Annotated in this window: 27 protein-coding genes and 1 tRNA gene; 13 read left to right on the top strand and 15 right to left on the bottom strand. The window is 72.8% G+C overall.

The window, feature by feature from the left end; all coding sequences use genetic code 11:
* Window positions 1–2: 2 nt before the first annotated feature.
* Together ACH54P_RS44000 and dprE2 are read right to left on the bottom strand one after the other, a co-directional pair.
* A complete protein-coding gene (locus tag ACH54P_RS44000; protein ID WP_489909223.1) occupies window positions 3–1,211 on the bottom strand; it encodes an LCP family protein in 1,209 nt (402 codons plus the stop codon).
* A gap of 206 nt (window positions 1,212–1,417) precedes the next feature.
* Complete coding sequence (gene dprE2, locus ACH54P_RS43995) at window positions 1,418–2,161, bottom strand: decaprenylphospho-beta-D-erythro-pentofuranosid-2-ulose 2-reductase (RefSeq protein ID WP_489909222.1); 744 nt, start codon at window positions 2,159–2,161, stop codon at window positions 1,418–1,420.
* Between the two features lie 39 nt (window positions 2,162–2,200).
* Here dprE2 and ACH54P_RS43990 point away from each other — a divergent pair, with 39 nt between their 5' ends.
* The gene (locus ACH54P_RS43990; RefSeq protein ID WP_489909221.1) at window positions 2,201–3,199 is read left to right on the top strand and encodes an RNA polymerase subunit sigma-70; all 999 of its coding nucleotides are present in this window, start codon (window positions 2,201–2,203) and stop codon (window positions 3,197–3,199) included.
* 172 nt (window positions 3,200–3,371) lie between these two features.
* On the opposite strand, the gene ACH54P_RS43985 is transcribed toward ACH54P_RS43990, so the two are convergent.
* The gene (locus tag ACH54P_RS43985) at window positions 3,372–3,635 is read right to left on the bottom strand and encodes a WhiB family transcriptional regulator (protein WP_003056777.1); all 264 of its coding nucleotides are present in this window, start codon (window positions 3,633–3,635) and stop codon (window positions 3,372–3,374) included.
* 193 nt (window positions 3,636–3,828) lie between these two features.
* Complete coding sequence (locus tag ACH54P_RS43980; protein ID WP_489909220.1) at window positions 3,829–4,461, bottom strand: endonuclease; 633 nt, start codon at window positions 4,459–4,461, stop codon at window positions 3,829–3,831.
* A 158-nt stretch (window positions 4,462–4,619) separates the two neighbouring features.
* Here ACH54P_RS43980 and ACH54P_RS43975 point away from each other — a divergent pair, with 158 nt between their 5' ends.
* Together ACH54P_RS43975 and shbA are read left to right on the top strand one after the other, a co-directional pair.
* The gene (locus tag ACH54P_RS43975) at window positions 4,620–5,108 is read left to right on the top strand and encodes an RNA polymerase sigma factor (RefSeq protein WP_489909219.1); all 489 of its coding nucleotides are present in this window, start codon (window positions 4,620–4,622) and stop codon (window positions 5,106–5,108) included.
* Window positions 5,109–5,254: 146 nt separating this feature from the next.
* On the top strand, window positions 5,255–5,851 hold the full coding sequence (gene shbA, locus ACH54P_RS43970) for an RNA polymerase sigma factor ShbA (RefSeq protein ID WP_489916978.1): 597 nt from the start codon (window positions 5,255–5,257) through the stop codon (window positions 5,849–5,851).
* Here shbA and ACH54P_RS43965 read toward each other — a convergent pair.
* Window positions 5,848–6,681 (bottom strand): LysR family transcriptional regulator, encoded by an 834-nt coding sequence (locus ACH54P_RS43965; protein ID WP_489909218.1) that lies wholly within the window; start codon window positions 6,679–6,681, stop codon window positions 5,848–5,850. The genes shbA and ACH54P_RS43965 overlap by 4 nt on opposite strands.
* 96 nt (window positions 6,682–6,777) lie before the next feature.
* Between ACH54P_RS43965 and ACH54P_RS43960 the strand changes: the two genes are divergently transcribed.
* Window positions 6,778–7,752 (top strand): bile acid:sodium symporter family protein, encoded by a 975-nt coding sequence (locus ACH54P_RS43960; RefSeq protein ID WP_489909217.1) that lies wholly within the window; start codon window positions 6,778–6,780, stop codon window positions 7,750–7,752.
* Between the two features lie 12 nt (window positions 7,753–7,764).
* Here the strand turns inward: ACH54P_RS43960 and ACH54P_RS43955 are convergent, their stop codons facing one another.
* Window positions 7,765–8,658, bottom strand: coding sequence for a phage baseplate protein (locus ACH54P_RS43955; RefSeq protein WP_489916976.1), 894 nt, complete (start codon window positions 8,656–8,658; stop codon window positions 7,765–7,767).
* Window positions 8,659–8,798: 140 nt separating this feature from the next.
* Window positions 8,799–9,077 (bottom strand): hypothetical protein, encoded by a 279-nt coding sequence (locus ACH54P_RS43950; RefSeq protein ID WP_489909216.1) that lies wholly within the window; start codon window positions 9,075–9,077, stop codon window positions 8,799–8,801.
* Between the two features lie 187 nt (window positions 9,078–9,264).
* Here ACH54P_RS43950 and ACH54P_RS43945 point away from each other — a divergent pair.
* Window positions 9,265–9,338: transfer RNA gene (locus tag ACH54P_RS43945), tRNA-Ile, on the top strand.
* A gap of 71 nt (window positions 9,339–9,409) precedes the next feature.
* Here the strand turns inward: ACH54P_RS43945 and ACH54P_RS43940 are convergent.
* Window positions 9,410–10,369: a hypothetical protein gene (locus ACH54P_RS43940; protein ID WP_489909215.1), complete on the bottom strand. Its 960-nt coding sequence runs from the start codon at window positions 10,367–10,369 to the stop codon at window positions 9,410–9,412.
* A gap of 176 nt (window positions 10,370–10,545) precedes the next feature.
* On the opposite strand from ACH54P_RS43940, the gene ACH54P_RS43935 reads away from it, so the two are divergent.
* On the top strand, window positions 10,546–11,535 hold the full coding sequence (locus tag ACH54P_RS43935; RefSeq protein WP_489909214.1) for a hypothetical protein: 990 nt from the start codon (window positions 10,546–10,548) through the stop codon (window positions 11,533–11,535).
* A gap of 119 nt (window positions 11,536–11,654) precedes the next feature.
* Here the strand turns inward: ACH54P_RS43935 and ACH54P_RS43930 are convergent, their stop codons facing one another.
* The gene (locus ACH54P_RS43930) at window positions 11,655–11,849 is read right to left on the bottom strand and encodes a hypothetical protein (protein WP_489909213.1); all 195 of its coding nucleotides are present in this window, start codon (window positions 11,847–11,849) and stop codon (window positions 11,655–11,657) included.
* Between the two features lie 64 nt (window positions 11,850–11,913).
* A complete protein-coding gene (locus tag ACH54P_RS43925) occupies window positions 11,914–12,429 on the bottom strand; it encodes a hypothetical protein (protein WP_489909212.1) in 516 nt (171 codons plus the stop codon).
* A 207-nt stretch (window positions 12,430–12,636) separates the two neighbouring features.
* On the opposite strand from ACH54P_RS43925, the gene ACH54P_RS43920 reads away from it, so the two are divergent.
* On the top strand, window positions 12,637–12,918 hold the full coding sequence (locus ACH54P_RS43920) for an early set domain-containing protein (RefSeq protein ID WP_489909211.1): 282 nt from the start codon (window positions 12,637–12,639) through the stop codon (window positions 12,916–12,918).
* 3 nt (window positions 12,919–12,921) lie between these two features.
* Here the strand turns inward: ACH54P_RS43920 and ACH54P_RS43915 are convergent, their stop codons facing one another.
* Window positions 12,922–13,629: a LysR substrate-binding domain-containing protein gene (locus ACH54P_RS43915; protein ID WP_489909210.1), complete on the bottom strand. Its 708-nt coding sequence runs from the start codon at window positions 13,627–13,629 to the stop codon at window positions 12,922–12,924.
* 42 nt (window positions 13,630–13,671) lie between these two features.
* Between ACH54P_RS43915 and ACH54P_RS43910 the strand changes: the two genes are divergently transcribed.
* From ACH54P_RS43910 to ACH54P_RS43895, 4 genes are all read left to right on the top strand, one after another.
* On the top strand, window positions 13,672–14,043 hold the full coding sequence (locus tag ACH54P_RS43910; protein ID WP_489909209.1) for a DUF5997 family protein: 372 nt from the start codon (window positions 13,672–13,674) through the stop codon (window positions 14,041–14,043).
* A 68-nt stretch (window positions 14,044–14,111) separates the two neighbouring features.
* Window positions 14,112–15,323 carry a kynureninase gene (locus ACH54P_RS43905; protein WP_489909208.1) on the top strand — a complete coding sequence of 404 codons (1,212 nt, stop codon included), beginning with the start codon at window positions 14,112–14,114 and terminating at the stop codon, window positions 15,321–15,323.
* A gap of 62 nt (window positions 15,324–15,385) precedes the next feature.
* Entirely contained in the window at window positions 15,386–15,832 is a 447-nt protein-coding gene (locus tag ACH54P_RS43900) for a MarR family winged helix-turn-helix transcriptional regulator (RefSeq protein ID WP_489909207.1), read from the top strand.
* On the top strand, window positions 15,829–16,668 hold the full coding sequence (locus ACH54P_RS43895) for a haloalkane dehalogenase (protein ID WP_489909206.1): 840 nt from the start codon (window positions 15,829–15,831) through the stop codon (window positions 16,666–16,668). Before ACH54P_RS43900 ends, ACH54P_RS43895 begins: the two co-directional genes overlap by 4 nt.
* A 3-nt stretch (window positions 16,669–16,671) precedes the next feature.
* Here the strand turns inward: ACH54P_RS43895 and ACH54P_RS43890 are convergent, their stop codons facing one another.
* From ACH54P_RS43890 to ACH54P_RS43875, 4 genes are read right to left on the bottom strand one after another with little or no spacing between them, the layout of a single operon-like run.
* On the bottom strand, window positions 16,672–17,298 hold the full coding sequence (locus ACH54P_RS43890) for a TetR/AcrR family transcriptional regulator (RefSeq protein WP_489909205.1): 627 nt from the start codon (window positions 17,296–17,298) through the stop codon (window positions 16,672–16,674).
* A gap of 1 nt (window position 17,299) precedes the next feature.
* The gene (locus ACH54P_RS43885) at window positions 17,300–18,454 is read right to left on the bottom strand and encodes an NAD(P)/FAD-dependent oxidoreductase (RefSeq protein WP_489909204.1); all 1,155 of its coding nucleotides are present in this window, start codon (window positions 18,452–18,454) and stop codon (window positions 17,300–17,302) included.
* Window positions 18,451–18,639 (bottom strand): ferredoxin, encoded by a 189-nt coding sequence (locus ACH54P_RS43880; protein ID WP_489909203.1) that lies wholly within the window; start codon window positions 18,637–18,639, stop codon window positions 18,451–18,453. Before ACH54P_RS43880 ends, ACH54P_RS43885 begins: the two co-directional genes overlap by 4 nt.
* On the bottom strand, window positions 18,639–20,039 hold the full coding sequence (locus ACH54P_RS43875) for a fatty acid desaturase (RefSeq protein ID WP_489909202.1): 1,401 nt from the start codon (window positions 20,037–20,039) through the stop codon (window positions 18,639–18,641). The genes ACH54P_RS43880 and ACH54P_RS43875 overlap by 1 nt, the downstream gene beginning before the upstream one ends.
* 121 nt (window positions 20,040–20,160) lie before the next feature.
* Here ACH54P_RS43875 and ACH54P_RS43870 point away from each other — a divergent pair, with 121 nt between their 5' ends.
* Window positions 20,161–20,457 (top strand): PASTA domain-containing protein, encoded by a 297-nt coding sequence (locus tag ACH54P_RS43870; protein WP_489909201.1) that lies wholly within the window; start codon window positions 20,161–20,163, stop codon window positions 20,455–20,457.
* 404 nt (window positions 20,458–20,861) lie between these two features.
* Window positions 20,862–23,267: a sensor histidine kinase gene (locus tag ACH54P_RS43865; RefSeq protein WP_489909200.1), complete on the top strand. Its 2,406-nt coding sequence runs from the start codon at window positions 20,862–20,864 to the stop codon at window positions 23,265–23,267.
* Window positions 23,268–23,292 lie beyond the last annotated feature (25 nt).

The following is a 23,292-nucleotide window of genomic DNA, read 5'->3' as shown; positions in this document are numbered from 1 at the left end:
TTCTAGTTGACGCAGCCGGCGGCCGCCGTGGTGGTCGCCGGCTGCTTCGCGTCCGAGGCGGCCGGGGCCTTGGTGCCCGTGGCCGCGACCGGCTTCACGCCGCCGGTCGTGTCGTCGCCCGAGGCCTGGACCGCCGGGGTGCTGATCGCCGTGCGCACGAACTGCTGGACCTGCGCCGGGTCGACCTTCACGGCGTCGCCGTCGGACGGCGTCTGCAGCGACAGGCTCTGCACCGGGATCGTGACGAACGCGATCGCCCCCGACGTCATCCCCCGCAGCTGCTGGGCGAAGCTCAGGACGTCCCAGCCCTTGTCGAGCACCACCGCGCCCTGCACCGCGCCGAGCAGCGCGTTCAGCTTCGACGGGTCGGTGAAGGTGCCGGCGTTCAGGACCTTGCCGGCCATCCCGGACAGGAACGCCTGCTGCCGCGCGATCCGGTCCAGGTCGCCGTTGAGCAGGCCGTGGCGCTGCCGGACGAACGCGAGCGCCTGCGGGCCGGACAGCGTCTGGCGCCCGGCCGGGAAGTCCGCGCCGGAGTAGCTGTCGTGCACCGGCGCCTTGAGGCAGACCTCGACGCCGCCGACCGCCTGCGACAGCGCGTCGAACCCGGCGAGGTTGATCGCCGCGTAGTGGTTGATCGTCAGCCCGGTGAACTTCTCCACGGTCTGGATCGCGGTCTTCGCGCCGGCCGCGTTGGCCGCCACCTCCAGCTGCGCGCCGGAGAGCCCCTCGGCGCGCAATCCGGACATCGCGGCGTTCTTGCCGCGGCTGTACGCCGAGTTGATCTTGTGCTTGCCAGAGCCGCCCGCGATGTCCACATAGGAGTCGCGCGGGATCGAGATGGCGGTGGCCGCGGCGCCGCCCGCCGGGATGTGCACCACGATCATCGTGTCGGTGGTGTCCCCGCCGTCGTCACCGCTGCCCGCGTGCAACGCGTCGAGCACGTTCTGTGGCAACGGGTTGCCGTACGCGTCGGTACGCGCGTCGATCCCGACGAGAAGGATGTTCTGGGCGACCTTCAGCGGCTCGCCCGCCGGGCTGTCTTCGTCGTCGATCCGGGCCGACGGCGGGATGACGTCGGCGGTGACGATGCCGTCGTCCAGCTTGCTCAGCTGCGTCCACGCGTAGCCGGTGGCGGCGAGCACCAGCGTCGACACGACGCCGAGCACGACCCGGCCACCGATGCGGCGCCCCCGCGACGACAGCAGCACGACACTTCCCCTTGCTTCCCTTGATGCCCTCTCTTCGAGGATCACCGCGTTAGCTGGGAATCAGCTGAGAAAGTTGTTGGAAGCCTGTGACGCTGCCCGATCGGCCGAGCCGAAAACGAGCCCATCGGCGGATTTCGCCACGGACCGTACCCGCGCGGGCACGGGAAAGCGCTGTGGCGCCTGACACAGTGGACGCCGCTAGCGCGTCACCGCGGCATCCTGCGCCAGATCGCGCGCGGCAGCAAGCGCATTCCGAAGAAGACCGGACGGAGTACCCCGGGCACCCAGACGACCCCGCGGCGGCGGCGCAGCGCGGCGACCGTCGCGTCGGCCACCTGGTCCGGGGTGCTGGAGAACGGCGCCGGTGTCATCCCTTCGGTCATCCGGCCGATCACGAAGCCGGGGCGGACGAGCAGCAGGTGGACGCCGGAGCCGTGCAGGGCGTCGGCGAGGCCGCTCGCGAAGCCGTCGAGACCGGCCTTCGCCGAGCCGTAGACGTAGTTGGCGCGGCGCACGCGCACGCCGGCCACGGAGGAGAACACGACCAGGCTGCCGTGCCCCTGGGCGCGCAGCAGGTTCGCGGCGTGGGTCAGGACGCCGACCTGCGCGACGTAGTCGGTGTGCACGATCGCGGCGGCGTGCGCGGCGTCGCTCTCGGCGCGCGCCTGGTCACCGAGGACGCCGAAGGCCAGCACGACGACGTCCAGCGGGCCGTGCTCGGCGGCGACCTTCTCGAGAAAGGGGCCGTGCGCGCCGAGTTCGTCGGCGTCGAAGTCGGCGGTCTCGACGGTTTCGGCCCCGGCTTCCCGCAGCGCGGCGACCTCCCCGGCCAGGTCCGCACCCGGCCGCGCGGCCAGCACGAACCGTCGCGTGTCCCCGTTGACCAGGCGTTTCGCCACGGCCAGCCCGATCTCGCTGCGTCCGCCCAGCACCAGCACCGTTCCGCTCACCGCAGCAGTCTCGCAGCCCGGGTGCGCTAGCGTGCCGGGGTGGGTCACGCACCGGACTTCGAGACGCTCGTCGTACGGCACCGCCGGGAGATCCAGGTGCACTGCTACCGGATGCTCGGTTCGCTGAGCGACGCCGAAGACCTCGCGCAGGAGACGTTCCTGCGGGCGTGGAAGGCCCGGGACGCGTTCGAAGGCCGGGCGAGCGTGCGCACCTGGCTGTACCGGATCGCGACGAACGCGTGCCTCGACGCCCTCGCGCGGCGGCCCCGGCGGGTGCTGCCCGACCAGCTCGGGCCGGCCGGGGAGCCGGCCGGCCCGATCGCGGCCGCCGACCTGCCGTGGCTCGAGCCGTACCCGGACCGGCTGCTCGACGAGGCGGGGCCGGACGCCGCCGTCGTCGAACGGGAGACGATCGAACTGGCCTACCTGGCCGCCCTCCAGTACCTGCCGCCGCGGCAGCGGGCGACGCTGGTCCTGCGGGACGTGCTCGGCTGGTCGGCGAAGGAGACGGCGGCACTGCTGGAGACGAGCGTCGCGTCGGCGAACAGCGCGCTCCAGCGAGCCCGCGCGACCCTGCGTGAGCGGTTGCCCGCACGCCGTGCCGAGTGGACGGCGGGCGATCCGACGGCCGAGGAAACGGCGCTGCTCAAGCGGTTCATCGCGGCGTACGAGCAGGGCGACCCGAACGCGGTGGCGCGGCTGCTGCACGAAGACGCGCAGGCGATCATGCCGCCGTACGAGCTGTGGTTCGCGAGCCGGGCGTCGATCGTCCGGGCGCTTTCGCTGTCGATGGACCCGGCTTCCCCGCACTGCGTCGGCAGCTTCCGGATGCGGGCGACGCGCGCGAACCGCCAGCCCGCGGTGGCCACCTACCTGCGCCGCCCGGGAGAGCACGATCACCGGTGGTTCGGGGCGACCCTGCTGACCGTCGAAGGCGGGCTGGTGACGGCGATGGCCGCGTTCGAGTCGCTGCCGGCGGCCGCGTGGGGACTGCCGGAGCGGTGGCCGGCCGAGCACGATGACCACGGGTCCGAATGACGGCGCCGGGCCGGGGCGGAGAATGACCCGCCCACCCGCCGGCGGGAAATGAAATGCCCGGGCGGGTGATTCGGACAAGAATCACCCGCCCGGGCACACACGCTCCCGGAATCGATTTTCTCCGGATTGGTGTTTCGCTCGAGGCCGCCGGGAAGAGGTCACCGGGCGGCGGTCAGGCAGCTCGGTGCCGCTGTGGGGCGGTGCGGACCAGCCGGCGGCGTTCGTCCGCGGTGGTGCCGCCGAAGACGCCGTGGTCGAGACCGTTGTCGAGCGCGTAGCCGAGGCATTCGGCGCGCACCGGGCAGCGCGCGCACACGGCCTTCGCCTGCGCCGTCTGCCGGGCGCCGGGGCCGACCTCGGAGATCGGGAAGAACAGTTCCGGGTCCTCGTCCTTGCAGGCCGCGAGTTCCGCCCAGCCCGTCATCGTGGCTTCCATTTCCTTCGTTCACCTCCCTCTACTTCTTCTGTTTCCCATTGTCATGGCGCGTCAACCGACTTGACTGCGACAGGCGCGCGTGCGCACCCGCTTGGGTCAAGGGGGTTTTGGCTTCGGTCCCCGGCTCACCCTCCGGGCAACCAAGACTGCAACACATGAGAGTACGCCTTCCTTCCCGGGATCTCGATGTCGATCACGTCACCCGATCGGCGAGACCGCGTTCCAGCGTGACCCGCACCAGGGCCGCGGCCAGCGGGGCCAGCCGGTCGCCGCCGACGAGCCGCGCGAGAGCTTCCGGCCGTCCCGGCAGGCCGAGCTTCTCCGCACCCTGCAAGGCTTTCCGGTCCAGGTGCGGCCGAAACTCCGGCCACACCAGCTGGACCTCCCTGGCGAAGATGTCGGCCCCGACGGGCCCGAGCCGCGGCACCTCCTGCAGCCGCCGCGCCAGTGACCGGAATTCGCCGTTCGCGGCCTCGCGCAGGCGTCTCAGGTCGCCGCCGTACTCGTCGAGGACCAGCTGCGCGCCCTCGCCGAGCGCCGTCGCCGTCTGCTCGTCGTAGCGCTTGTAGTGCGCGCGGCCGAGCGCGGCCACCCGCGAACGCCAAGTCGCCCCGGCCATCGCCGCGGGCGTGCCCATCCCCGCGGCCCGCAGTTCCCGGGCCGCGTCGACGGCGATGGCCGCCTTGATCCGCGTCGAGAGCAGCACCGACAGGACCAGCAGCCCGTACAGCGGCGCCGGCTTGTCGGTGAGCTTGATCCCGGCCTCGGCGGCGTACGTCGGGCCGGCCTCCCGGAGCAGGCGCTGGATCGTGTCTCGCTGGGTCATCGAGATCGGGTACCCGACATCGCCGCGGCCATTCGTCACATCGCGTCACCGATGCGACGCAGCCCATTACTCCTACCGAGGAGTCTTGACCGAATCGTTACACGTAGCGGTCACCTCAGCGCACCTGTCCTTGTGAGGCGAGGGGCGGTGAGGGGTCCGTGTGCGGTCACGACGAGTTCGACGCGTTCTTCCGCGCCGACTTCGCGCCCCTCGTGGCGTTCCTGTGCAAAGCGGGCTTCGAGGTCGAAACCGCCCGTGACGCCGCCGCCGAGGCGATGCTGCACGCGCTGGAGTCGTGGCCGGACCTCGACGAACCCCGCGCCTGGGTCCGCCGGGTCGCCGGGCGGCTGCTCCGGGCGCCGGGCGACGCGCGCGCGGACTGGACCCTGGCGGGCGACCCGCACGAGGACGAGAAGCTGGCCGCCCTCGTCGACCAGCACGCGGACCTCATCGGCCTGCTCGCGACCCTCCCCGGCCAGCAGCGGATGGTCCTGGCCTGGTCCCTCGACGGGTTCACGCCCACCCAGATCGCGGAAGCGCTGCGGATCGCCCCCGCGACCGTCCGGTCCAACCTCCGCCACGTGCGGGAACGCCTCAAGCGCCACCGAACCGCGCGACCCGAAGACCAGCGGGACAGGGAAAGGTGAGCAGGATGCCGGCAACCGAGTACGGGGATCAGGCGATCACCGAGCTGCTGCGGGAGTCCAACGCCGCGCTGCACGACTCGCTGCGCGCCGGCCTCGACGTCGAGGGCGCGCTGCTGCGGGTGCGCAGCCGGGCGCTGGTCCGGGAGATCGCCGCGAGCCGGCCCCCCGACGAGTTCCCCGCCCACTGGCGGCGGCACGACGAACCGGTCGCCGACGCGATCGCCGGTGACGACGCCGCGACCGCCCGCCTGCTCGCCACCATCCGGCCGCTGGTGGTGCGCTACTGCCGGGCCCGCGTCGGGCGGCACGAGCGGTCGTTCGCCTCGGCGGACGACGTCGCCCAGGAGGTGTGCGTGGCCGTGCTCACCGCGCTGCCGTCCTACCGCGACCAGGGGCGCCCGTTCCTCGCGTTCGTCTACGGCATCGCCCAGCACAAGGTCGCCGACGCCCACCGCGCCGCGGCCCGCAACCGGAGCGATCCGGTGGCCGACGTCCCCGACAGCGTCTCCGAGACCGCCGGGCCGGAGCAGCGGGCGCTGCGGTTCGAGCTGAACGAACGGCTGGCCCGGCTGCTCGACGTCCTCCCGGCGAAACAGCGCGAGATCGTCGTGCTGCGGGTGGTTGTCGGGCTGTCCGCCGAGGAGACGGCCGCGGCGGTGGGCTCGACGCCCGGCGCCGTGCGCGTCGCCCAGCACCGCGCGCTGGGCCGGCTCCGAAGACTCTTGACCGGCGACGACGACTAACGCCGCACGCGCTCCAGGACGAACTCCTCCAGGGCCGCCGCCGGCCCCTCCATCGACTCCCGCGACAGCAGCATGAACTCGATGTCGCCGGGTTCGGGCAGGCCGCTCAGCTCGACCAGGTCCGCCGGGACGAGGCTGCGCGCGTGGAGGGTGACGCCCAGCCCGGCCGCCGCCGCGGCCCGCAGGCCGGTCAGGCTCGACGTCTGGCACGCGGCGCGCCATTCGAGGCCGGCGCGTTCGAGGCACTCCACGGCGAGCTGCCGCGTGATCGACGGCATCGGGTACTGCACCAGCGGCACCGGCCGGCCGGGCTCCAGCACCGTGGCGGCCGACCCGATCCACACCAGGGGCTCCCGCCAGAGCAGCCGGCCGTGGTGCGCGCCCGGGCGGCGCTTGCCCAGCACGAGGTCCAGCTGCCCGGCTCGCAGCCGTTGCGCCAGGACGTCCGACAGCTCGACCGTCAGCTCGACGTCCACCAGCGGGTGACTGCGGCGCAGCCGGTTCAGGATCTCCGGCAGCTCGCCGAGCGCGAAGTCCTCCGAGACGCCGAAACGCACCCGGCCGCGCAGCTCGGCGCCGCGGAAGTGCCGCTCCGCACGCTCCTCGGTGTCCACGACGGTCTGCGCGAACCCGAGCATCGCCTGCCCGCGCGCGGTGAGCTCGACGGTGTGGGTGTCGCGCGCGAAGAGCACCCCGCCCGCGTCGCGCTCGAGGCGCCGGACGTGCTGGCTGACGGTGGGCTGGCCGACGCCGAGCCGCCGCGCGGCCGCGGTGAAGCTGCGCGTCTCGGCGACGGCGAGGAACGAACGGCACAGGCGTGGGTCCAGCACCCGGCCAGCTTATCGCGATCGGCGATAACAGTCAGTCCGGTCATCGGGGTTCACAATGAGCGTGCGGTCGCCGAGAATTGCTGTGGAAGGAGATCCATGTCCCGGTTACGTCTCGACCCGTTCGTCCTCGCCATCCTCGCGACCGTCGGTGCCGCCACCCTGCTGCCCGCCTCCGGCGTCGTCGCCGACGGCTTCGGCACCGCGACCACCGTCGCCGTCGGGCTGCTGTTCTTCCTGTACGGCGCCCGGCTGTCCACGCAGGAGGCCGTGGACGGGCTGCGGCACTGGCGGCTGCACGCGGTCGTGCTCGCCGCCACGTTCGTCCTGTTCCCGCTGCTCGGCCTGGGTCTGTTCCTGCTGCCGCCGTCCGTGCTGCCCGCCCAGCTCGCCGCCGGGGTGCTGTTCCTGGCCGTGCTGCCCTCGACCGTGCAGTCGTCGATCGCGTTCACCTCGATCGCCCGCGGCAACGTCGCGGCGGCGATCTGCAGCGCGTCGCTGTCCAACCTGGCCGGCATCGTGCTGACGCCGCTGCTGGTGGCGCTGCTGCTCGCCGGCGACGGCGCCGGGGTCGACGGCTCGGCCGTGCTCGGGATCGTGCTGCAGCTGCTGGCGCCGTTCGTCGCGGGCCAGCTGGCGCGGCGCTGGATCGGCGAGTGGATCACGCGGCATTCCGCGCCGCTGAAGCTGTTCGACCGCGGCTCGATCCTGCTGGTCGTCTACACCGCGTTCAGCGCGGGCATGACCGAGGGCATCTGGCACCGGCTCGACGCCGGCCCGCTGCTCGTGCTCGTCGTCGTGTGCTGCGCACTGCTCGCGGTCGTGCTGGCCGTGACCGGGCAGGCCGCTCGCCTGCTGGGCTTCGCCCGCGCGGACCGGATCACCATCGTGTTCTGCGGGTCGAAGAAGAGCCTGGCCAGCGGCCTGCCGATGGCGACGGTGCTGTTCGGGCACGCCCAGGTGGGGCTGATCGTGCTGCCGCTGATGCTGTTCCACCAGCTGCAGCTGATCGTCTGCGCGACCCTGGCGCGGCGCTATGCCGGATCCGCCGCCGAGGAGCTCGTACCCGCGTGAGTGTCCGGTGCGTCAGCTCACCAGGACGTTCTTGTAGAACAGGTTGGCGTACCGGTTGACGTCGTCCATGCTGCTGCGCGAGCCGAATCCGAGGAACAGCCGGGTTTCGCCACCGGCCGTGCGGTAGACGGCCAGGCCTTCCGGTTCGCGGTAGACCAGCGACTGGCCGGCCTTGGTCAGTGCGCGGCTCTTCACGGCGCCGGTGGTCATGTCGACGCACGTCACGTAGGAGTCGATGTCCGCGGCGTCGGCGTGCCCCGAACCGTCCAATGTGTACAGGTAGTTGCCGAGGATCGTGCAGCCCTGGAAGACGACGCTCGACGCGCTCAGCACAGGCTGCGGGAAGTGCGCCAGCGGCGCGGAGAAGTCACCGGCCGCGGCGCTCGCGAGCGGGTGGACGCTGCAGGTCATCTTGCCGCCCTCGCTGCGGCGCACGGCGATCCGCCTGTACACCGGGTCGGTGGCGCAGGTGATCGTCTTGCTGCCGGTGAGGAACTTCTTCGTCGACGGCGTGCCGCCGTCGACGAACTCGAAGCGCGCGAGCGCGGTGCCGCGGGCGTCCGTGGTGGTCCCGTCGGCGTCGCACTCCATCCAGATGCAGGAGGCGGTCCCGACGGGCTCGACCCCGATCGACACGCCGTGCCCGGCGTGCGGCAGGTGCATCGAGCCGAGCAGCTCCCCGCCGAAGCCGACCTGGTTGACGCAGAGGTCGTCGCCCCGCTTCCGACCGCGGCGACGACGGCTCCGGCGCGGAACAGCGACCGCCGGGAAAGCGCTCGCTCGGTCAAGCTCGGCATGGAGGTGTGCGGCACACTCGCCTCCTGGTTCGGACGTCTGACGAGTGAGCCTGCCGGGGCGGCGTACAGACGACGTACAAACCGGGGTTACATCGAGCTTCGGTAACAGCGGAGAGCGGCGGAGCGACTGCGGAACCGTCGTTCGAAGGGGAGGAACCGTCAGGGGAACCGCGCTCGCCGCGCTGGCCGGCGCCTTGGCGGACGCTGAGCGGAATCCGTGGTTTCCGCCTTACCCGCCAACGACTTCCGTCACCGCGGGCGGGGGGACGGTTTGTCCCGCAGCTCTTCCGCGAAGATCGCGTCGACCCGGGAGCCCGCCCGGCGGAGGGCTCGGACGGCCACGCGGATCACGTAGCCCAGTGCGAACGTCAGGAGCAGCGCCAAGCCGACAACCGCGGAATTCGCCACGAGCGCCTCCCGGTACTGGTGCGCGAGGTAACCCAGGCCCGCCCCCGCGGTGAGTGCGTCCAGCAGCGCCAGCCGGAATGCCCGGCGGCCGGGCGGAGTGGTCCGTGGGGTGGCGACCATCGTTCATCCTCCCGCCGTTCCGGTCAGCGGTGACGCCCTTGCAACCTAGACGAGCGTGCGCCGGTCGGCGGGCACTTCAACCTGTTTGGCCTACCGGATCTGCCCGGATGGCCGCTGTGATAACTTGAAGCGAACTGAGTCTTCTGTGCAGACGCAAATCCTCGTGCCGCCTGCGCGCCGGGGCCAGGGGGCGGTAGCTCAGTTGGTTAGAGCAGGGGACTCATAATCCCTTGGCCGCGGGTTCGAGCCCCGCCCGCCCCACCCAGCTGCAGCTTCGACCGCCCACCAGGGCGTCGACCTGCGATTTTCCGTGTCCACAAGGGACAGCCGGGTCACGGACCGAGCCAGCGCAGCCCGTACGCGTACCCGAGCTGCGGCGCGGCGAAGTCCTGCGCCACTTCGCAGGCGCCGTCCAGGGGCAGCGTCTCCCCCGGCTGGGGCGGGTCGGCGAGCACCGAGGGCGGCACCCGGTCCAGCCGCCACACCGCCCGCGGCGGCCGCCGGGGGTCGAAGCGGACGCGCACGGTGAACGATTCGCACGTCACCAGCGGCACGAACGCGTACGACGGCCGGATCGGGCGGCCGTCGCGGATGCGGAACACCAGTGAATAGGTGTGGCTGTCGCCGCGGGACAGCGGCCGCGGCAGGTCGAGCAGCCAGCGGAAGTGCCGCTGGCCCACCCGTTTCTCGTCGCGGATCAGGGCGCCGTGCTGGGCGTCGGCGGCCACCTGCCGCTCGCCGTCGAGGCCGTCTTCGGTGCGGGGAACCGTGAACCGCGCGGAAATCCGGCTCAGCCCGTCGCGGGTGGCCACGATCAGCCGTTCCTCGATCAGCTCCGGCTCGGCCGTGTCCAGCCGCACGAGTGCCTTGAGCCGCTTGACGAACCAGCCCTGATCCGGGTCGGGCGGGCCCTCGCCGGGCTGCGCGCCGGCCTCGATTTCGGCGGCGAGCCGGGCGAACGCGCGGTCGATGCGCCGCCGCGCCGTGCGCTCGGACACGCGCAGCCGGTCGGCGAGGACGGCGACCCGATCGCTGAGCAGGGCGTGCTGCGCCCCGGCGGCGATGCCCAGCGCGACGTTCACCGCCAGCCGGTCGTCGGCCGGGAACTCCGCGGTCGCGGCCGAAATCGCCTCACGCAGCACGCGCCGCGCCTCGCGATCGCTCGTCGTCCGGTGGATTTCGCCCCACCCGGAGACGAGCGGCCCGAGCCGGCTCCGCAGCCGTTCGGCTTCGAGCCCCCAGCCGCGGCGCAGCGCGGTGAGTTCCCGGAGCAAACCGTCCTCGTGTGCCATGGGAATTCGATTGTGGCACGCGGACTTCCGGGCGATCGGCGGTACGGGCTGCGCCGATCAGGTGATTCCGCGGTGGCCAGCCGCTGGCCAGTCCGGCCGCGATTCGGCCCCGCAGCGGCCTTTTCCCGTTCTCCGGCTGACCGACCATTTTCCGGTCGACGACATCGGGAGGAACGTTGCTCGACAGCATTCGCCCCGCGACCGCGCCGGCCGACGTCGCGGGGGTGCGCCGGCTGGCCCGCGACGGCCTGCTCGCCGGCTCGGCCTCGGCCGCCTCGCCCGGCGCGCTCGCCGGGTTGCGCGGCGCGGTCTACAGCGTCGCCTGGCCGCTGGTCTTCGCGCGGATCACCCGGCCGCTGGAACGCCGGCGCCGTCACCCGGACTGCGCCCGTGGCCTCGAGTGGCTGCGGCCGGACTGCCTCGACCGCTTCCACGACGACGTCGAGGCCGTCGTGGAGCACGCGCTGCGGCGCGCCACCGACCCGATCGACAACTTCGAAGGCTGGCTGGCGACCCGGCTGAACCCGGCGACGGTCGACGCGCACCGGCGGCGGCGCGGCGAAATCGGGGCCCTGCAACGCCCCCGCCTCCCGGCCTGGCTCGCCGACGCTCTCGGCGGCGATCCGTGGCTGGGCGACCTCGCCGTGCAGATCCTGATCTGGGCGGGCGTGCCGTCGACCGCGGGCGCCGAGCTGTGGCCGCTGGACGGCTGGGCCGCGCGGCGCGCCGAGGTCACCGGGGAGCCGGTGGCCGACCGCGACACCCTCGACCGCGAGGTGCGGACGGTCCTGGCCGCCATGCGGACCCGGCCGAAGTGGCACGCCGAGCACGTCGAACGCCCGCTCGGGCACAAGCAGGCGCCGCTCGCGCCGATGCCGTCGGACGGTTCGGCCGAGCTCCCGGCGCTGGCCCTGGTCGGCCCGCACGAGGTCGAGGACGCCCGGCTCGCCGGGCTGGCCGAGCAGGCGCTGAGCGCGATCGAAGCCCGGCTGGAGCGGGGCGACGACCCGGCGACGGCGGTCACGGCGGTGGTCCGGCTGGTGTTCGGCGGCGGCCCGGTGCCGCACCGCGGATCCAGCCGCGACGACTGGCTCGCCGCCGCACTCGCCGACCCGGCCCGGCTCGACCGGATCGTGGCCACGGTCCGGGCCGTGCTGAAGCGCTGAGGAGCGCCCGGCCCCGGTCGGCCGGATCGGGGGCATGGTCTCGGCCGCACTCGAGCAACGACCGCACCGGCCGGATCGCGACCACTGTCCCGGCCGTGCCAGAACCCTCAGCGGCTCACTCAACCGCCGCACTCGAGACCGTCCTGGGTCACCGCGTGCCGACGCGCGTCGAAGATCGCCATCAACGTCTCCGGCGGGCAGCCGGCGGCGAACGCGTTCCTCCGTGCCAGGGTCAGCTCGGCCAGCAGCAGCGCACGCGCCGCCGCGCGGGCCGCGTCGGGGAGTCTCGTGAGCGGGGCCACTGGTTCGGTCACCCCGGCCTCCTCTCGCCCGGCGCCGGCTTCCGCCGGCCCAGCCATCCCCTGACGGACACGGACCTCAGCGCCACCACGGCGGTGCGGGCACCGGCAACCGCAGGGGGCAGCCCGTGTGGCGGCCCGTCCAGCAGTCGGCGAGCCAGCGGGTCAGCGCGACCGGGCCGAGCAGGCTGTCCTCCCACACCGGGGTCAGCTCGCCCGCCCGGCGCAGCACCGCTTCGGCGGTGCCGCAGAAGGAAACGATCGCGGCGACCGCGGCGTCGGCCCGCTCGCCGGACCAGGCGACCGCGGCCCCGGGCAGCCGGGCCGGGATGGCCAGGCCGGTGCCGACGGTGCAGTTGCGCGCCAGCTGCACGGCGAGGTCGAACTCGACCGCCTCGGCGTGGCGCTGCCGGGCCTGCCAGCGGGGCGAAGCCAAGGCGGCGTGCAGCCCGGCCAGCCGGGCGGCGACCAGCCCGTCCCACACCGTCAGGAGCACCCCGCGCGTGTCCGCCGGAGGAAGGACGGCGAGCTCGTGGGCGACGGCTCCGAGCCAGGCACACGGGTCCTTGACATGACGATCAACGGTGACGGTCACGGCAGTCAGTCTCGCACCTGAGCGCACGTCCGGCAGTGAAATGATCATGGTTCGGGGCAGGACCACCCGGTCGGTGGCGAACCGTTGAGCGGCGTCGTAACCCCATCGGGCACTGCACGTGACCGAATCGTCACAGCTGTGTCATCATGTCGGCGCTCAGTGCCGAGCACGTCCTCCCGACCGTTTCCGCGAAAGGCCGTTCACCGAGTGATCAAGATCAGCAAGAGCCGGGCCGGCACCCAGCGCGTCACCTTCAGCCTGCCGATCGGCGCGCCACCCGGGCGGGTGAGCGTCGTGGGGTCGTTCAACGACTGGACGCCCGGCCGCCACCACCTCACCCCGCGGTCCAACGGCCGCCGTTCGGCCTCGGTCGACGTCGCGCCGGGCACCGTGCTCCAGTTCCGCTACCTCGGCGAGGACGGCTTCTGGTTCGACGACCCGGATCTGCCCGACCGCGCCGACGGCAACTGCGTCTGCGCGACCTCCTGACGCTCAGGACTTGCGGCGCGGCCTCCCGCGCTTCGGCGCGGCGCCGCGCCGGGCCGGTTTCGCCGCCGCGGGCTTGCGTTCCGGGCGTTGGCGTTCCACGGGCGCCTGCGGGCGTCCGCGCGTGCTGTTGACCGTGCGGCCGCGGACGATCCCGATGAACTGCTCCATCAGGTCGGTCGTCTCGTCGTCCGGCCACGACAACGCGACGCTCGACTGCGGCGCGTCCGCGACCGTCCGGTAGGTGAGGTCGCGGCGGTGGTGCAGCCGGGCGAGCGACTGCGGGACGACGAGCACCCCGACGCCGGCGGCCACCAGCTCGATCGCGTCCGCCGTCGTCGCCGGGCGCTGCGCCGCCGGGCGGCCCGGCAGGGGCGCCCACTCGAGGGTGTCGTCGAGGGGGTGCAGCACGACCTCGTCGGCCAGGTCCACGGTGGACACTTCGTCCGCCGCCGCGATCAGGTGGTCCTTGGGCACCACGACCACGGTCGTCTCGGTGTAGAGCGGGATCGCGTGCAGGCCGTCCCGGTCGATCGGCGAGCGGACCAGCGCCGCGTCGGCGCCGCGCTCCCGCAGCAGGGCCGCCGCGTCGGCGGCGGCGACCGGGACGAGGGTCAGCGGGACCGACGGCACCCGCTCGGCCCAGGTCCGCACCCACTTGGCGGGGGTCGCGCCCGGGACGTACGCGAGCTTGAAAGAGGCGGGGTCGGTCACCGGGTCAGGTTACCGGGGGTGACGCTGGCTACCCTGGACGGCATGACGTCGCACAAGACCACCCAGACGATGAAGCCCGCGACCGCGGCGAAGAAGCTGGGTGTGTACCTCGAAGCCACCCCCGCGGAGTTCCGGGAGGGCCTCGTCTCGCGCGACGAGCTGAACGCGCTGCAGGCCGACCCGCCCGAGTGGCTGCGGGAGCTGCGCCGCACCGGCCCGCACCCGCGGCAGGTGGTCGCGGCGAAGCTGGGCATCTCCATCGGCGGCCTCACCCGCGGCGGGGTCACCGAAGCGCTCACCACCGAGCAGATCGAGGCGCTGAAGGCGGAAAGCCCCGACTGGCTGGTGCGGGAACGCGCCACGCAGGCCGAGGTGCGCAAGGAAGCCGTGCGGGTCAAGGAAAAGAACGGCTGAGCCGGCCCCGGGCACGGTGCAGCACGCCCGCGGGTGCCGCCCGGTGCGCGCCCGTCATCATGGCGGACATGACCGACACCTCCGCCGAGCGGGCCGCCCGCCTGGACGCCGAAGACGAGCTCGCCGCGTTCCGTGACCGGTTCGTCCCGATCACCGACCCCGGGGTCGTGGCCTACCTCGACGGGAACTCGCTGGGCCGTCCGCTGCGCGCCACCGCCGCGCGGCTGCAGGAGCTCGTCGGCCAGGAGTGGGGCGCCCGGCTCATCCGGTCCTGGGACGAGCGCTGGCTCGCCCTGCCCGAGGAGATCGGGGACGAGCTGGGCCGCGTCGCGCTCGGGGCCGCGCCCGGGCAGACCATCGTCGCCGACTCGACGTCCGTCTGCCTCTACAAGACGCTCCGGGCCGCCGTCGCGCTCCGGCCGGGACGCGACGAGCTCGTCACCGACACCGCGAACTTCCCCACCGACCGGTTCCTCGTCGAGAGCGTCGCCGCCGAACTCGGCCTCGCCGTCCGGTGGATCGACGCCCAGGAGGTCCGTCCCGAAGACGTCGCCGCGGTCACCGGGCCGCGCACCGCGGCGGTCGTGCTGTCCCATGTGGACTACCGGTCGGCGGCGATCGCCGACCTCGCCGGCGTGACGCGGCTGGTGCACGAGCGCGGCGGCCTCGTCGTCTGGGACCTCTGCCACAGCGTCGGCTCGATCCCCGTCGAGCTGGACGCGGCCGGCGCCGACTTCGCCGTCGGCTGCACGTACAAGTTCCTCAACGCCGGGCCGGGCGCGCCCGCGTTCCTCTACGTCAACGCGCGCCACCACGAGACGTTCGGCCAGCCCATCACGGGCTGGATGGGTGCGGCCGACACGTTCGGCATGGCGGACCGGTACGTGCCCGCGCCCGGGATCCGGCGGGCGCTGTCCGGCACCCCGCCGGTGCTCGGCATGGCCGGCGTCCAGGAAGGTGTGGCGCTGCTGGCGGAAGCGGGCATCGACCGCGTCCGGGCCAAGGCCGTGGCGCTCGGCCGGTGGGTGCTCGTCCTCGCCGACGCCTGGCTGGTCCCGCTCGGGTTCACGGTCGCCTCGCCGCGCGACGACGACCGCCGCGGCGGCCACGTCACCCTCCGCCACCCGGACGCCGAACGGCTTTCGCGCGTCCTCATCGAGCACGGCGTGCTCATCGACTTCCGCCGTCCCGACGGCATCCGCATCGGGCTGAGCCCGCTCACGACCGGCTTCGCCGAGGTGCGGGCGGCCATGGACCGCATCCGCGAGCTGGCCGGCTGACGGCCGGCAGCGGCCCGCCCGGATAGTAGCCATGTACTTAGTAGCCATGTACAGTATCTGGCATGAGCACTCCCGGCCACCTCGTCTGGCGGCTCTCGATGAAGTGGCGGGTCGCGGTGGACCGCGCCCTCGCGCCGATCGGGCTGACGCACGCGCAGTACGTCTTCCTGTCCTCGCTCTTCGGCCTGGAACGCGCCGGAACCAGCCCCAGCCAGCGTGAGCTGGCCGACCACACCGGACTGGAAGCGCTCTACGTCTCCAAGCTCGCGCGCGCCCTCGACACCGACGGGCTCGTCGAGCGCACCCGCGACCCCGCCGACACCCGGACCGTCCGGCTGAGCCTCACCGCCCGCGGGCGCGAGGTGGTCGAGCCGGCGATCGCCACCGTGGCCGAGCTGCTCGACCGGCTCCTCGCACCCCTCGGCGGCCGGGACGGCGCCCGCACCGCGGCGCTGAGCCGCGAACTCGGCCTCCTGCTCGACACCCCGCTGGAAGGGACACCGCAATGACCGAAATCCTCCACCACACCGAGTCCGGCACCGGCAGCCCGATCGTCTTCCTGCACGGCAACCCCGGTTCGTCGCACGGCTGGCGCCACGTCCTCCCCCACGTCGGCGGCGGCCGGCTCCTGGCGCCGGACCTCATCGGCATGGGCCGCTCGGCCAAGCCGGACATCCCGTACGCCTTCGCCGACCACGCCCGTTACCTCGACGCCTGGTTCGACGCCCTCGGCCTGGACGACGTGGTGCTCGTCGGCCACGACTGGGGCGGCGCGCTCGCCTTCGACTGGGCGGCCCGGCACCCCGGCCGCGTCCGCGGGCTCGCCTTCTTCGAAACCATCGTGAAGCCGATGGCCTGGGACGACCTGACGCCGCAGGCGGCCGAGCGGTCGCGCAGGATCCGCACGCCGGGCGTCGGCGAGGACCTGGTGCTGACCCAGGACCTGTTCATCCGCCAGGCGTTCACCGGCGGGGTGCGCACCCCGGTCGGCGACGACGACCTGGCCGCCTACCTCGCCCCGTTCCCGACCCCGGAGAGCCGCCGCCCGGTCCTCGCCTGGGCCCGCCAGCTGCCGCTCGGCGGCGACCCGGCCGGGCTCGTCACGCGGATCGAGGCCTACGACGAGTGGCTGGCCGGCAGCACCGGCACCCCGAAGCTGCTCCTGACCTTCGAAGGCTCGCCCACGCTGCTCATCGGGGAGGAGCTGGCGCGCTGGTGCGCGGGGCACATCGCCGCGCTCGACGTCGTCGCCTGCGGGGAGGCCGGGCACCACGCCCAGGAGGACCGGCCGAAGGAGATCGGCGCGGAGATCGCGGCGTGGCTGGACCGGCACGGGCTCCGCTGAGCGTCAGGTGTGGCGCAGGGGCGGGGTCGCGTCCACGCCGAGGACCCGCGCCGCGACCCACGCCAGCGCGTCCGCCGTGCGGGCCGGGGTGTCCGACGGCTGCATGACGTGGCTGAGGACCGTGCGGACGACCAGGTCGATCACCACGGCGACCTGCTCGTCGGTGAGCGGCGGCCGGTAGGCCCGCACCCGGGCGGCCAGCATGGTCTTCGCCTGGGTGAGCAGCGTGCCCGCCTGGGTGGTCAGCAGCGGCAGGAGCTCGGTGGCGGTGCCGTGCGTCGCGGACGCGATCGCGCGCAGCAGGATGTTGTCGTCGGCGAGCTCCAGCACCGCGCGGACGGCGTCGTAGATCGCCTCGACGAGGTCGTCCGGGTGACGCTCGAAGGCCGCGTCGACGACCGAGAGGAACCGCTCGAGCTCGTGCGCGACCATGGCCTCGGCCAGCGCGGCCTTGGAACCGATCTCGTTGTACACGGTCTGGCGGCTGACGCCGGCCAGCTCCGCCAGCCGGGCCATGGTGACCGCCGACCACCCGGACCGCGCGGTCAGCCCGATCGCCGCGGTGATGATCGGCCGCCGGTGCTGACCCGCTCCGGGCGGTGCCGGAAGTGCCCCGCTCATGATCGTCATTCTAGGCCGCGCCCAGGAAGGCCAAAGCCTCAGGCCAGGCGGCCCGGGCGGCGATCCGCCTGCGGTGCTTCATGATCTCGCGCGGGCGGTCGACGGTGAGCGCGCCGACGATCCGGTCGCCGCGGCGGTAGAGCGTGGTGTCCCCGGCCGTCACGACCTCGTCCGCGTGCGGGGTGCCGACGAACTGGATCCGGTGGCCGTACCAGTCGGACCAGAAGTACGGCACGGCTTCCAGGGGCCGCGCGCCGGCCGGGTCGAGCGCGTGGCGAGCGGCGGCCGCACCCTGCTCGGCCGCGTTCGTCCAGTGCTCGAGCCGCAGCACGTCGCCGTCGAACAGCGGGTTCGGCGCGTGCGCGACGTCGCCCGCGGCGTAGACCCCCGGTGGTCCGGCGGCCAGGGTCGCGTCGCACACCACGCCGCGGTCGCGCTCGTGCAGCGTCAGTCCGCTGCCTTCGAGCCAGCCGGTGGCCGGGGCCGCGCCGATGCCGGCGACCACGAGATCCGCGGGCAGGACCTCGCCGGTCGACAGCCGGACGCGGCCGCCGTCGATGCCGGTGACCTCGGTGCCGAGCCGCAGATCGGTGCCGGCCGCGTGGTGCAGCCCGGCCAGCGCCGCCCCGGCCGCCTCCCCGACCGCGCGGGCGAGCGGGACGGCCGAAGCCTCGACGATCGTCACCGGCAGGCCGCGCTCGCGGGCCGCGGACGCGACTTCCGAGCCGATGAACCCGGCGCCGATCACGACGGTGCGCGCGCCGCGGTCCAGTGCGGCGCGCACCACGGCGGCGTCTTCGGCCGTGCGCAACGGCCTTGCTCCCGGGAAGCGCCGGGCGCTCGCCCCGGTGGCGATGACCAGCGCTTCGTAGCGCACGGTCGTGCCCGCGACGGCGACCTCGCGGGCGTCGGTGTCGAGACCTTCGGCCGGGGCACCCCGCCTCAGTTCGACGCCGAGTCCGTCCCGGAGCGCGGCTTCGGAGCGGAACGGCTCGACGCGACCGGAGTGGTCCGGGCCGAGGAACGCCTTCGACAGCGGCGGCCGGTCGTAGGGCAGGTGCTCCTCGGCGCCGATCAGCACGATCCGGCCGCGGTACCCGGTGCGGCGGGCGGATTCCACCGCGCGCAGCCCGGCCAGCGAAGCCCCGACGACGACGAACGTCATCGCAGCTTCAGGGCCAGCACGGGGCAGGCGTCGACCGCGGCGGCGACGTCCTGCCGGTGTTCGTCACCGGGCCGCTCGTCGAGGACGACGACGGTGCCGTCGTCGCCGACCTCGAAGAAGTCCGGGGCCATCGCCTCGCACATGCCCAAGCCGTCACACCGGCCGCGATCCGCTTCGATCCGCATCACGCACCCACCCGGCCCGGGGCGACGAAGTCGACCTTCTCGCGCACGCCGCAGTCGGGACAGCACCAGGAATCCGGGATCGCCGACCACGGCGTGCCGGCCGGGAAGCCTTCCCGCGGGTCACCGAGCGCTTCGTCGTAGACGTACCCGCAGCCCGGGCACATGCCGCCCTCGGTCGCGTCCCCGCGCGTGTCGGCCCGCTCGGGCGCGGCCGCCGTGACGCGGGTCCCGTACCGCGCGAGGATCTTCGCGCGCTTCGACGGCTGGATGTTGGCGCGGGAGATGTCGCCGTCGAAGTGGGCGAGCACCCGCGGGTCCATCACGCGGCGCCACAGCGGCGGGACCAGCGCCAGCACGATCATCCCGGCGTACCCGGTGGGCAGCACCGGTGATTCGGCGAAGTCGCGCAGGGTCTGGTAGCGGCGGGTCGGGTTGGCGTGGTGGTCGCTGTGCCGCTGCAGGTGGTAGAGCAGGACGTTGGTGGCGATGTTGTTGGAGTTCCAGCTGTGACTGGGATCCACCCGCTCGTGGCGGCGCCGTCCGGGCGCGCCCACCTGCTGCCGCAGCATGCCGTAGTGCTCCATGTAGTTGACGACCTCCAGCAGCGAGAACCCGACGACGGCCTGGATCACCAGGTAGGGCAGGACTCCGACGCCGAGCCACGCGATCATCGCGGCCCACAGCACCGCCGACATCAGCCAGGCGTTGAGGACGTCGTTGCCGAGGCGGAACGGGTGCTTGCCGCGCCGGGCGTAGCGCTTGCGCTCCAGCCGCCACGCCGACTTCAGCGAGCCGAAGACGGTGCGGGGCCAGAAGCGGTAGAAGCTCTCGCCGACGCGGCTGCTGGCCGGGTCCTCCGGCGTCGCGACGCGGACGTGGTGGCCGCGGTTGTGCTCGATGTAGAAGTGCCCGTAGAAGCTCTGGGCCAGCGCGATCTTCGACAGCCAGCGCTCGTGGCTCTCCTTCTTGTGGCCGAGCTCGTGCGCGGTGTTGATGCCGATCCCGCCGATGCAGCCGATCGACACGGCGAGCCCGATCTTGTCCGCCACCGTCAGGTCGCCCCGGGCGATCAGCCAGAACGCGGCGACGAAGCCGAGGTACTGGACGGGCAGGAAGGCGAAGGTGATCCACCGGTAGTAGCGGTCGTTCTCCAGCTGTTCGAGCACGTCGTCCGGCGGGTTACCGCGGTCCAGCCCGGCGACCAGGTCGATCACGGGGACGATCACGAGGATGACCACCGGCCCGATCCAGAACCACGCGCCCCAGCCGGTGGCCGCGTGCAGCCCGATGGCGAGGAACGCCAGGGACGGCACCACCAGGCCGATCAGCCACAGGTACCTCTTGCGATCACGCCACAGCTCGGTCGAACCGGCGGGCACGGTCCCGGTCGTCTCGCTCATCACACCCTCCTCCGTTGGCTGGCTTTACAGGAAGATAGAGGATGTACAGCCCAGTTGACAATAGGCTCGAGTTTGTCAAAGGCTTGCCTTGCTCGATATCCTGGAGCACGGGTGAAGAGCAGTGGCGGACGAACCGGTCATCGTGCCGAACTTCCGGGGCAGGCAGGCCCTCGACGCGTGGCTGTCCGGCCACGACGCCGGGCTCCTGTTGCAGGGCCCCGACCCCGACAGCCCGCACCCCCTCCTGAACGGCCTGGTGGTGGCCCAGCTCCCGCCGGCCGGCACCCGGCTGGCCCGGTGGGGAACGGTGACCGTCTGGATCGCCGGCGGCGGGGACCCGAGCGGGGTCCGCGAGCCGCGCCGGCCGTTGCCGGAGAGGCGGGAAGACGTCGGCCACGGCGAACCCGCGGACGGCTGAGCCGGCTCTCCCGCAAGACCGCCGGGGCAATCGCGCTGCCCCTTCTTTCCCGCGCCACGACTACCCGGCAGGGCGAAGCGGCCGAATTCACTTTCACCCGTTCGGCCCAGTGTGCAAGTTGTCGAAATGCGTCCCGGGCCTGTTACCAGAGCAAATGCCGGTAACCGTCCGGACGCACTCGGTAAACGCCGTTCGCCGCGTGCCGGACGACTGTCCGCAAGGCGGGTCACGACCACCGGCCCCCAGGGGTTCGTGGTAAAAAACGGACCCTGATCGATTCCGCGGCAACACGGAGGGTGAGGCGAAGACGGGTGACGGCGGCCGCTGTGTCCCATCGTCGTGTCCGCTTCCTCGTCCGGGTCCCCATTCTTCGCCGACCGTCACTCAGGAGTTCGTGAACCGCCGTGCAGAACAAAGACGACAAGGACGAGTCGGACAAGCCGTACGACAAGTCGATCCGCAAAAGGCTGACCAGGACCGTTCTCATTCCCAGCGTGACTCTGCTGGTGCTGTGGATCGCGGTCTCCTCGTACTTCCTCTTCAACGGCATTTATGTCCGGGCGGTGGCGGCTTCGGTGCGCGAGGTGTCGATCCCCGCCGCCAGCGCGCTGGCCGAGTTCCAGAAGGAACGCCAGACCGCGCTGCAGTACCTGGACGACCCCGCGCTCGGCCCGGCGCGGCTGCAACAGCAGCAGAAGGCGACCGACGAGAAGCTCGTCGCGCTGAAGGACGCCTTCGCCGCCACGATCTCCAACGCGCCGGACGAGATCGCGACCAAGGTCAACGCGCTGAAGGCCCAGTTCGACCAGCTTCCCGTGCTGCGCTCGCAGATCAGCTTCCGCAGCATCGACCGCGCGCAGGTCAACAACTACTACAACGGCTTGATGGACACGGCGTCGAACCTGTTCGACACCCAGGCCCGCGTCGTGCCCGACGCCGAAGCGGCGACCGGCGGCATCACGGCGACCTCGGTCTTCCGCGCCGGTGACGCGATGTCGCGGGAGACGTCGCTGGTGTCGACGGCCTTCTCCGCCGGAACGTTCGCGCCCGACGACTTCGCGCAGTTCGCGCGGCTGTCCGGCACCTACCGGACCCAGCTGGCCCAGGTCGCGCCGTTCCTCGACCCCGGCGTCCAGGACAAGTACCGGGCGCTGACCACCAGCACGGCCTGGCGGCAGCTGGCGACCGCCGAAGAGGCGATCGTGAAGCACGGCCCGTGGTCCCCCGGCGAGCAGAACTCCGTGCCGGTGTCCGGAACGGACTGGCAGAACGCCACCAGCCAGGTCGCCCTGGGCCTCAACGACCTCGCCATCACCCAGGCGGACAAGGTTTCCGCGGCCGCGATCGACTCCGGTGACGCCCAGCTGCGCAACGTGATCATCGGCAGCATCCTCGCCCTGCTCGCCTCGCTGGCGGCGATCATCGTCGCCGTCCGGGTGTCCCGCTCGCTCGTCGACCGCGCGCTGATGACGCGCCTCGCGCGGCTGCGCAACGACTCGCTCGACCTCGCCCGCAACCGCCTGCCGAACATCGTGGAGCGGCTGAAGAACGGCGACGCCGTCGACCTGAAGGAAGAGCTCCCGCAGCTCGACCACGGCCGGGACGAGATCGGCCAGGTGGCCGAGGCGTTCAACGTCGCCCAGCTGACCGCGGTCAACGCCGCGGCGAGCGAGGCCAAGGCCCGCAGCGGCGTGCACAACGTCTTCCTCGGCATCGCGCACCGCAACCAGGTGCTGGTCCACCAGCAGCTGCAGATCCTCGACGAGATGGAAGCCCGCGAGGACGACTCGACGCAGCTGGCCTCGCTGTTCCAGCTCGACCACCTCGCCGCCCGCGCCCGCCGCACCACGGAGAACCTGATCATCCTCGGCGGGAAGCAGCCCGGCCGCCGCTGGCGCAAACCGGTCCCGCTGATGGAGGTGCTGCGCGCGGCCGTCTCCGAGACCGAGCAGTACGCGCGGGTCCAGGTCGAGCAGGTGGCCGACGTCGCGATCGTCGGCGCCGCGGTGGCCGACACGATCCACCTCGTCGCCGAGCTGGTCGACAACGCGACGTCGTTCTCGCCGCCCGGGTCCCCGGTCGAGGTGACCAGCAGGCTGGTCGCGCGCGGCGTCGTCGTCGACGTCTCGGACCAGGGACTCGGCATGAAGGACGGTGTCCGCGAATGGGCCAACGCGATGATGGCCGAGGCACCCGAGTTCGACGCGATGGCCCTGCGGGCCGACTCCAGCCTCGGCCTGTTCGTGGTCGCGCGCCTGGCGGACCGGCTCGGCATCACGGTCACCTTCGACCCGTCCCGCTACGGCGGCCTCCGCGCCACCGTGCTCATCCCGGCCCAGCACCTGGCCGGCCAGAACGAGAACCCGGCCGAAGACCCCGCATCCGTTCCGGCCGAGGACACCGCGGTCCTCGCCCCGGTGGGCGCCCCCGCGCCGCAGGCAGCAGAAAGCCCGCTCCGTTCGATGGACACGCCCAGCTCGTTCACCGGCCAGATCCCGATGAAGCGAGACACCAAGCCGAGGCCGTACCCGGCACGCGCGCTCACCCCGCCCGAAGCCCTGCCCGACGTGCCGGTGGCGGTCACGGAGCCGGTGCCCGCGGCCGAACCGGCCGCCACCACCGGGAAGCCGGCCGACGACCGGCCCCGGCTGCCCCGGCGCGAGCCCCAGCAGAACCTCGTCGCCCAGCTCGAACACGAACCCGACGACAGCGAGGACGACGTCGTGGCGCCGGGCGAAGGCACCGCGCGCACGCTCGCCGCGTTCCACAAGGGCACTCGCCGGGGGCGCGTCGGGCCCGGCGATGCCTAGTCCGCGACAGCACACCGAAAAGTCC

It is taken from the genome of Amycolatopsis sp. N2S4-7 (genome assembly GCF_058119595.1).
The sequence above is the reverse complement of the archived record's forward strand: the minus strand, read 5'-3'. Positions and strand labels throughout refer to the sequence as shown.

Coding starts and splice junctions, on each gene's coding strand:
- ACH54P_RS43985 (WP_003056777.1), bottom strand. CDS start 3,635: ATGGAAGCCACGATGACGGGCTGGGCGGAACTCGCGGCCTGCAAGGAC.
- ACH54P_RS43980 (WP_489909220.1), bottom strand. CDS start 4,461: ATGACCCAGCGAGACACGATCCAGCGCCTGCTCCGGGAGGCCGGCCCG.
- ACH54P_RS43960 (WP_489909217.1), top strand. CDS start 6,778: ATGTCCCGGTTACGTCTCGACCCGTTCGTCCTCGCCATCCTCGCGACC.
- ACH54P_RS43950 (WP_489909216.1), bottom strand. CDS start 9,077: ATGGTCGCCACCCCACGGACCACTCCGCCCGGCCGCCGGGCATTCCGG.
- ACH54P_RS43940 (WP_489909215.1), bottom strand. CDS start 10,369: ATGGCACACGAGGACGGTTTGCTCCGGGAACTCACCGCGCTGCGCCGC.
- ACH54P_RS43910 (WP_489909209.1), top strand. CDS start 13,672: ATGACGTCGCACAAGACCACCCAGACGATGAAGCCCGCGACCGCGGCG.
- ACH54P_RS43905 (WP_489909208.1), top strand. CDS start 14,112: ATGACCGACACCTCCGCCGAGCGGGCCGCCCGCCTGGACGCCGAAGAC.
- ACH54P_RS43900 (WP_489909207.1), top strand. CDS start 15,386: ATGAGCACTCCCGGCCACCTCGTCTGGCGGCTCTCGATGAAGTGGCGG.
- ACH54P_RS43895 (WP_489909206.1), top strand. CDS start 15,829: ATGACCGAAATCCTCCACCACACCGAGTCCGGCACCGGCAGCCCGATC.
- ACH54P_RS43890 (WP_489909205.1), bottom strand. CDS start 17,298: ATGACGATCATGAGCGGGGCACTTCCGGCACCGCCCGGAGCGGGTCAG.
- ACH54P_RS43885 (WP_489909204.1), bottom strand. CDS start 18,454: ATGACGTTCGTCGTCGTCGGGGCTTCGCTGGCCGGGCTGCGCGCGGTG.
- ACH54P_RS43880 (WP_489909203.1), bottom strand. CDS start 18,639: ATGCGGATCGAAGCGGATCGCGGCCGGTGTGACGGCTTGGGCATGTGC.
- ACH54P_RS43875 (WP_489909202.1), bottom strand. CDS start 20,039: ATGAGCGAGACGACCGGGACCGTGCCCGCCGGTTCGACCGAGCTGTGG.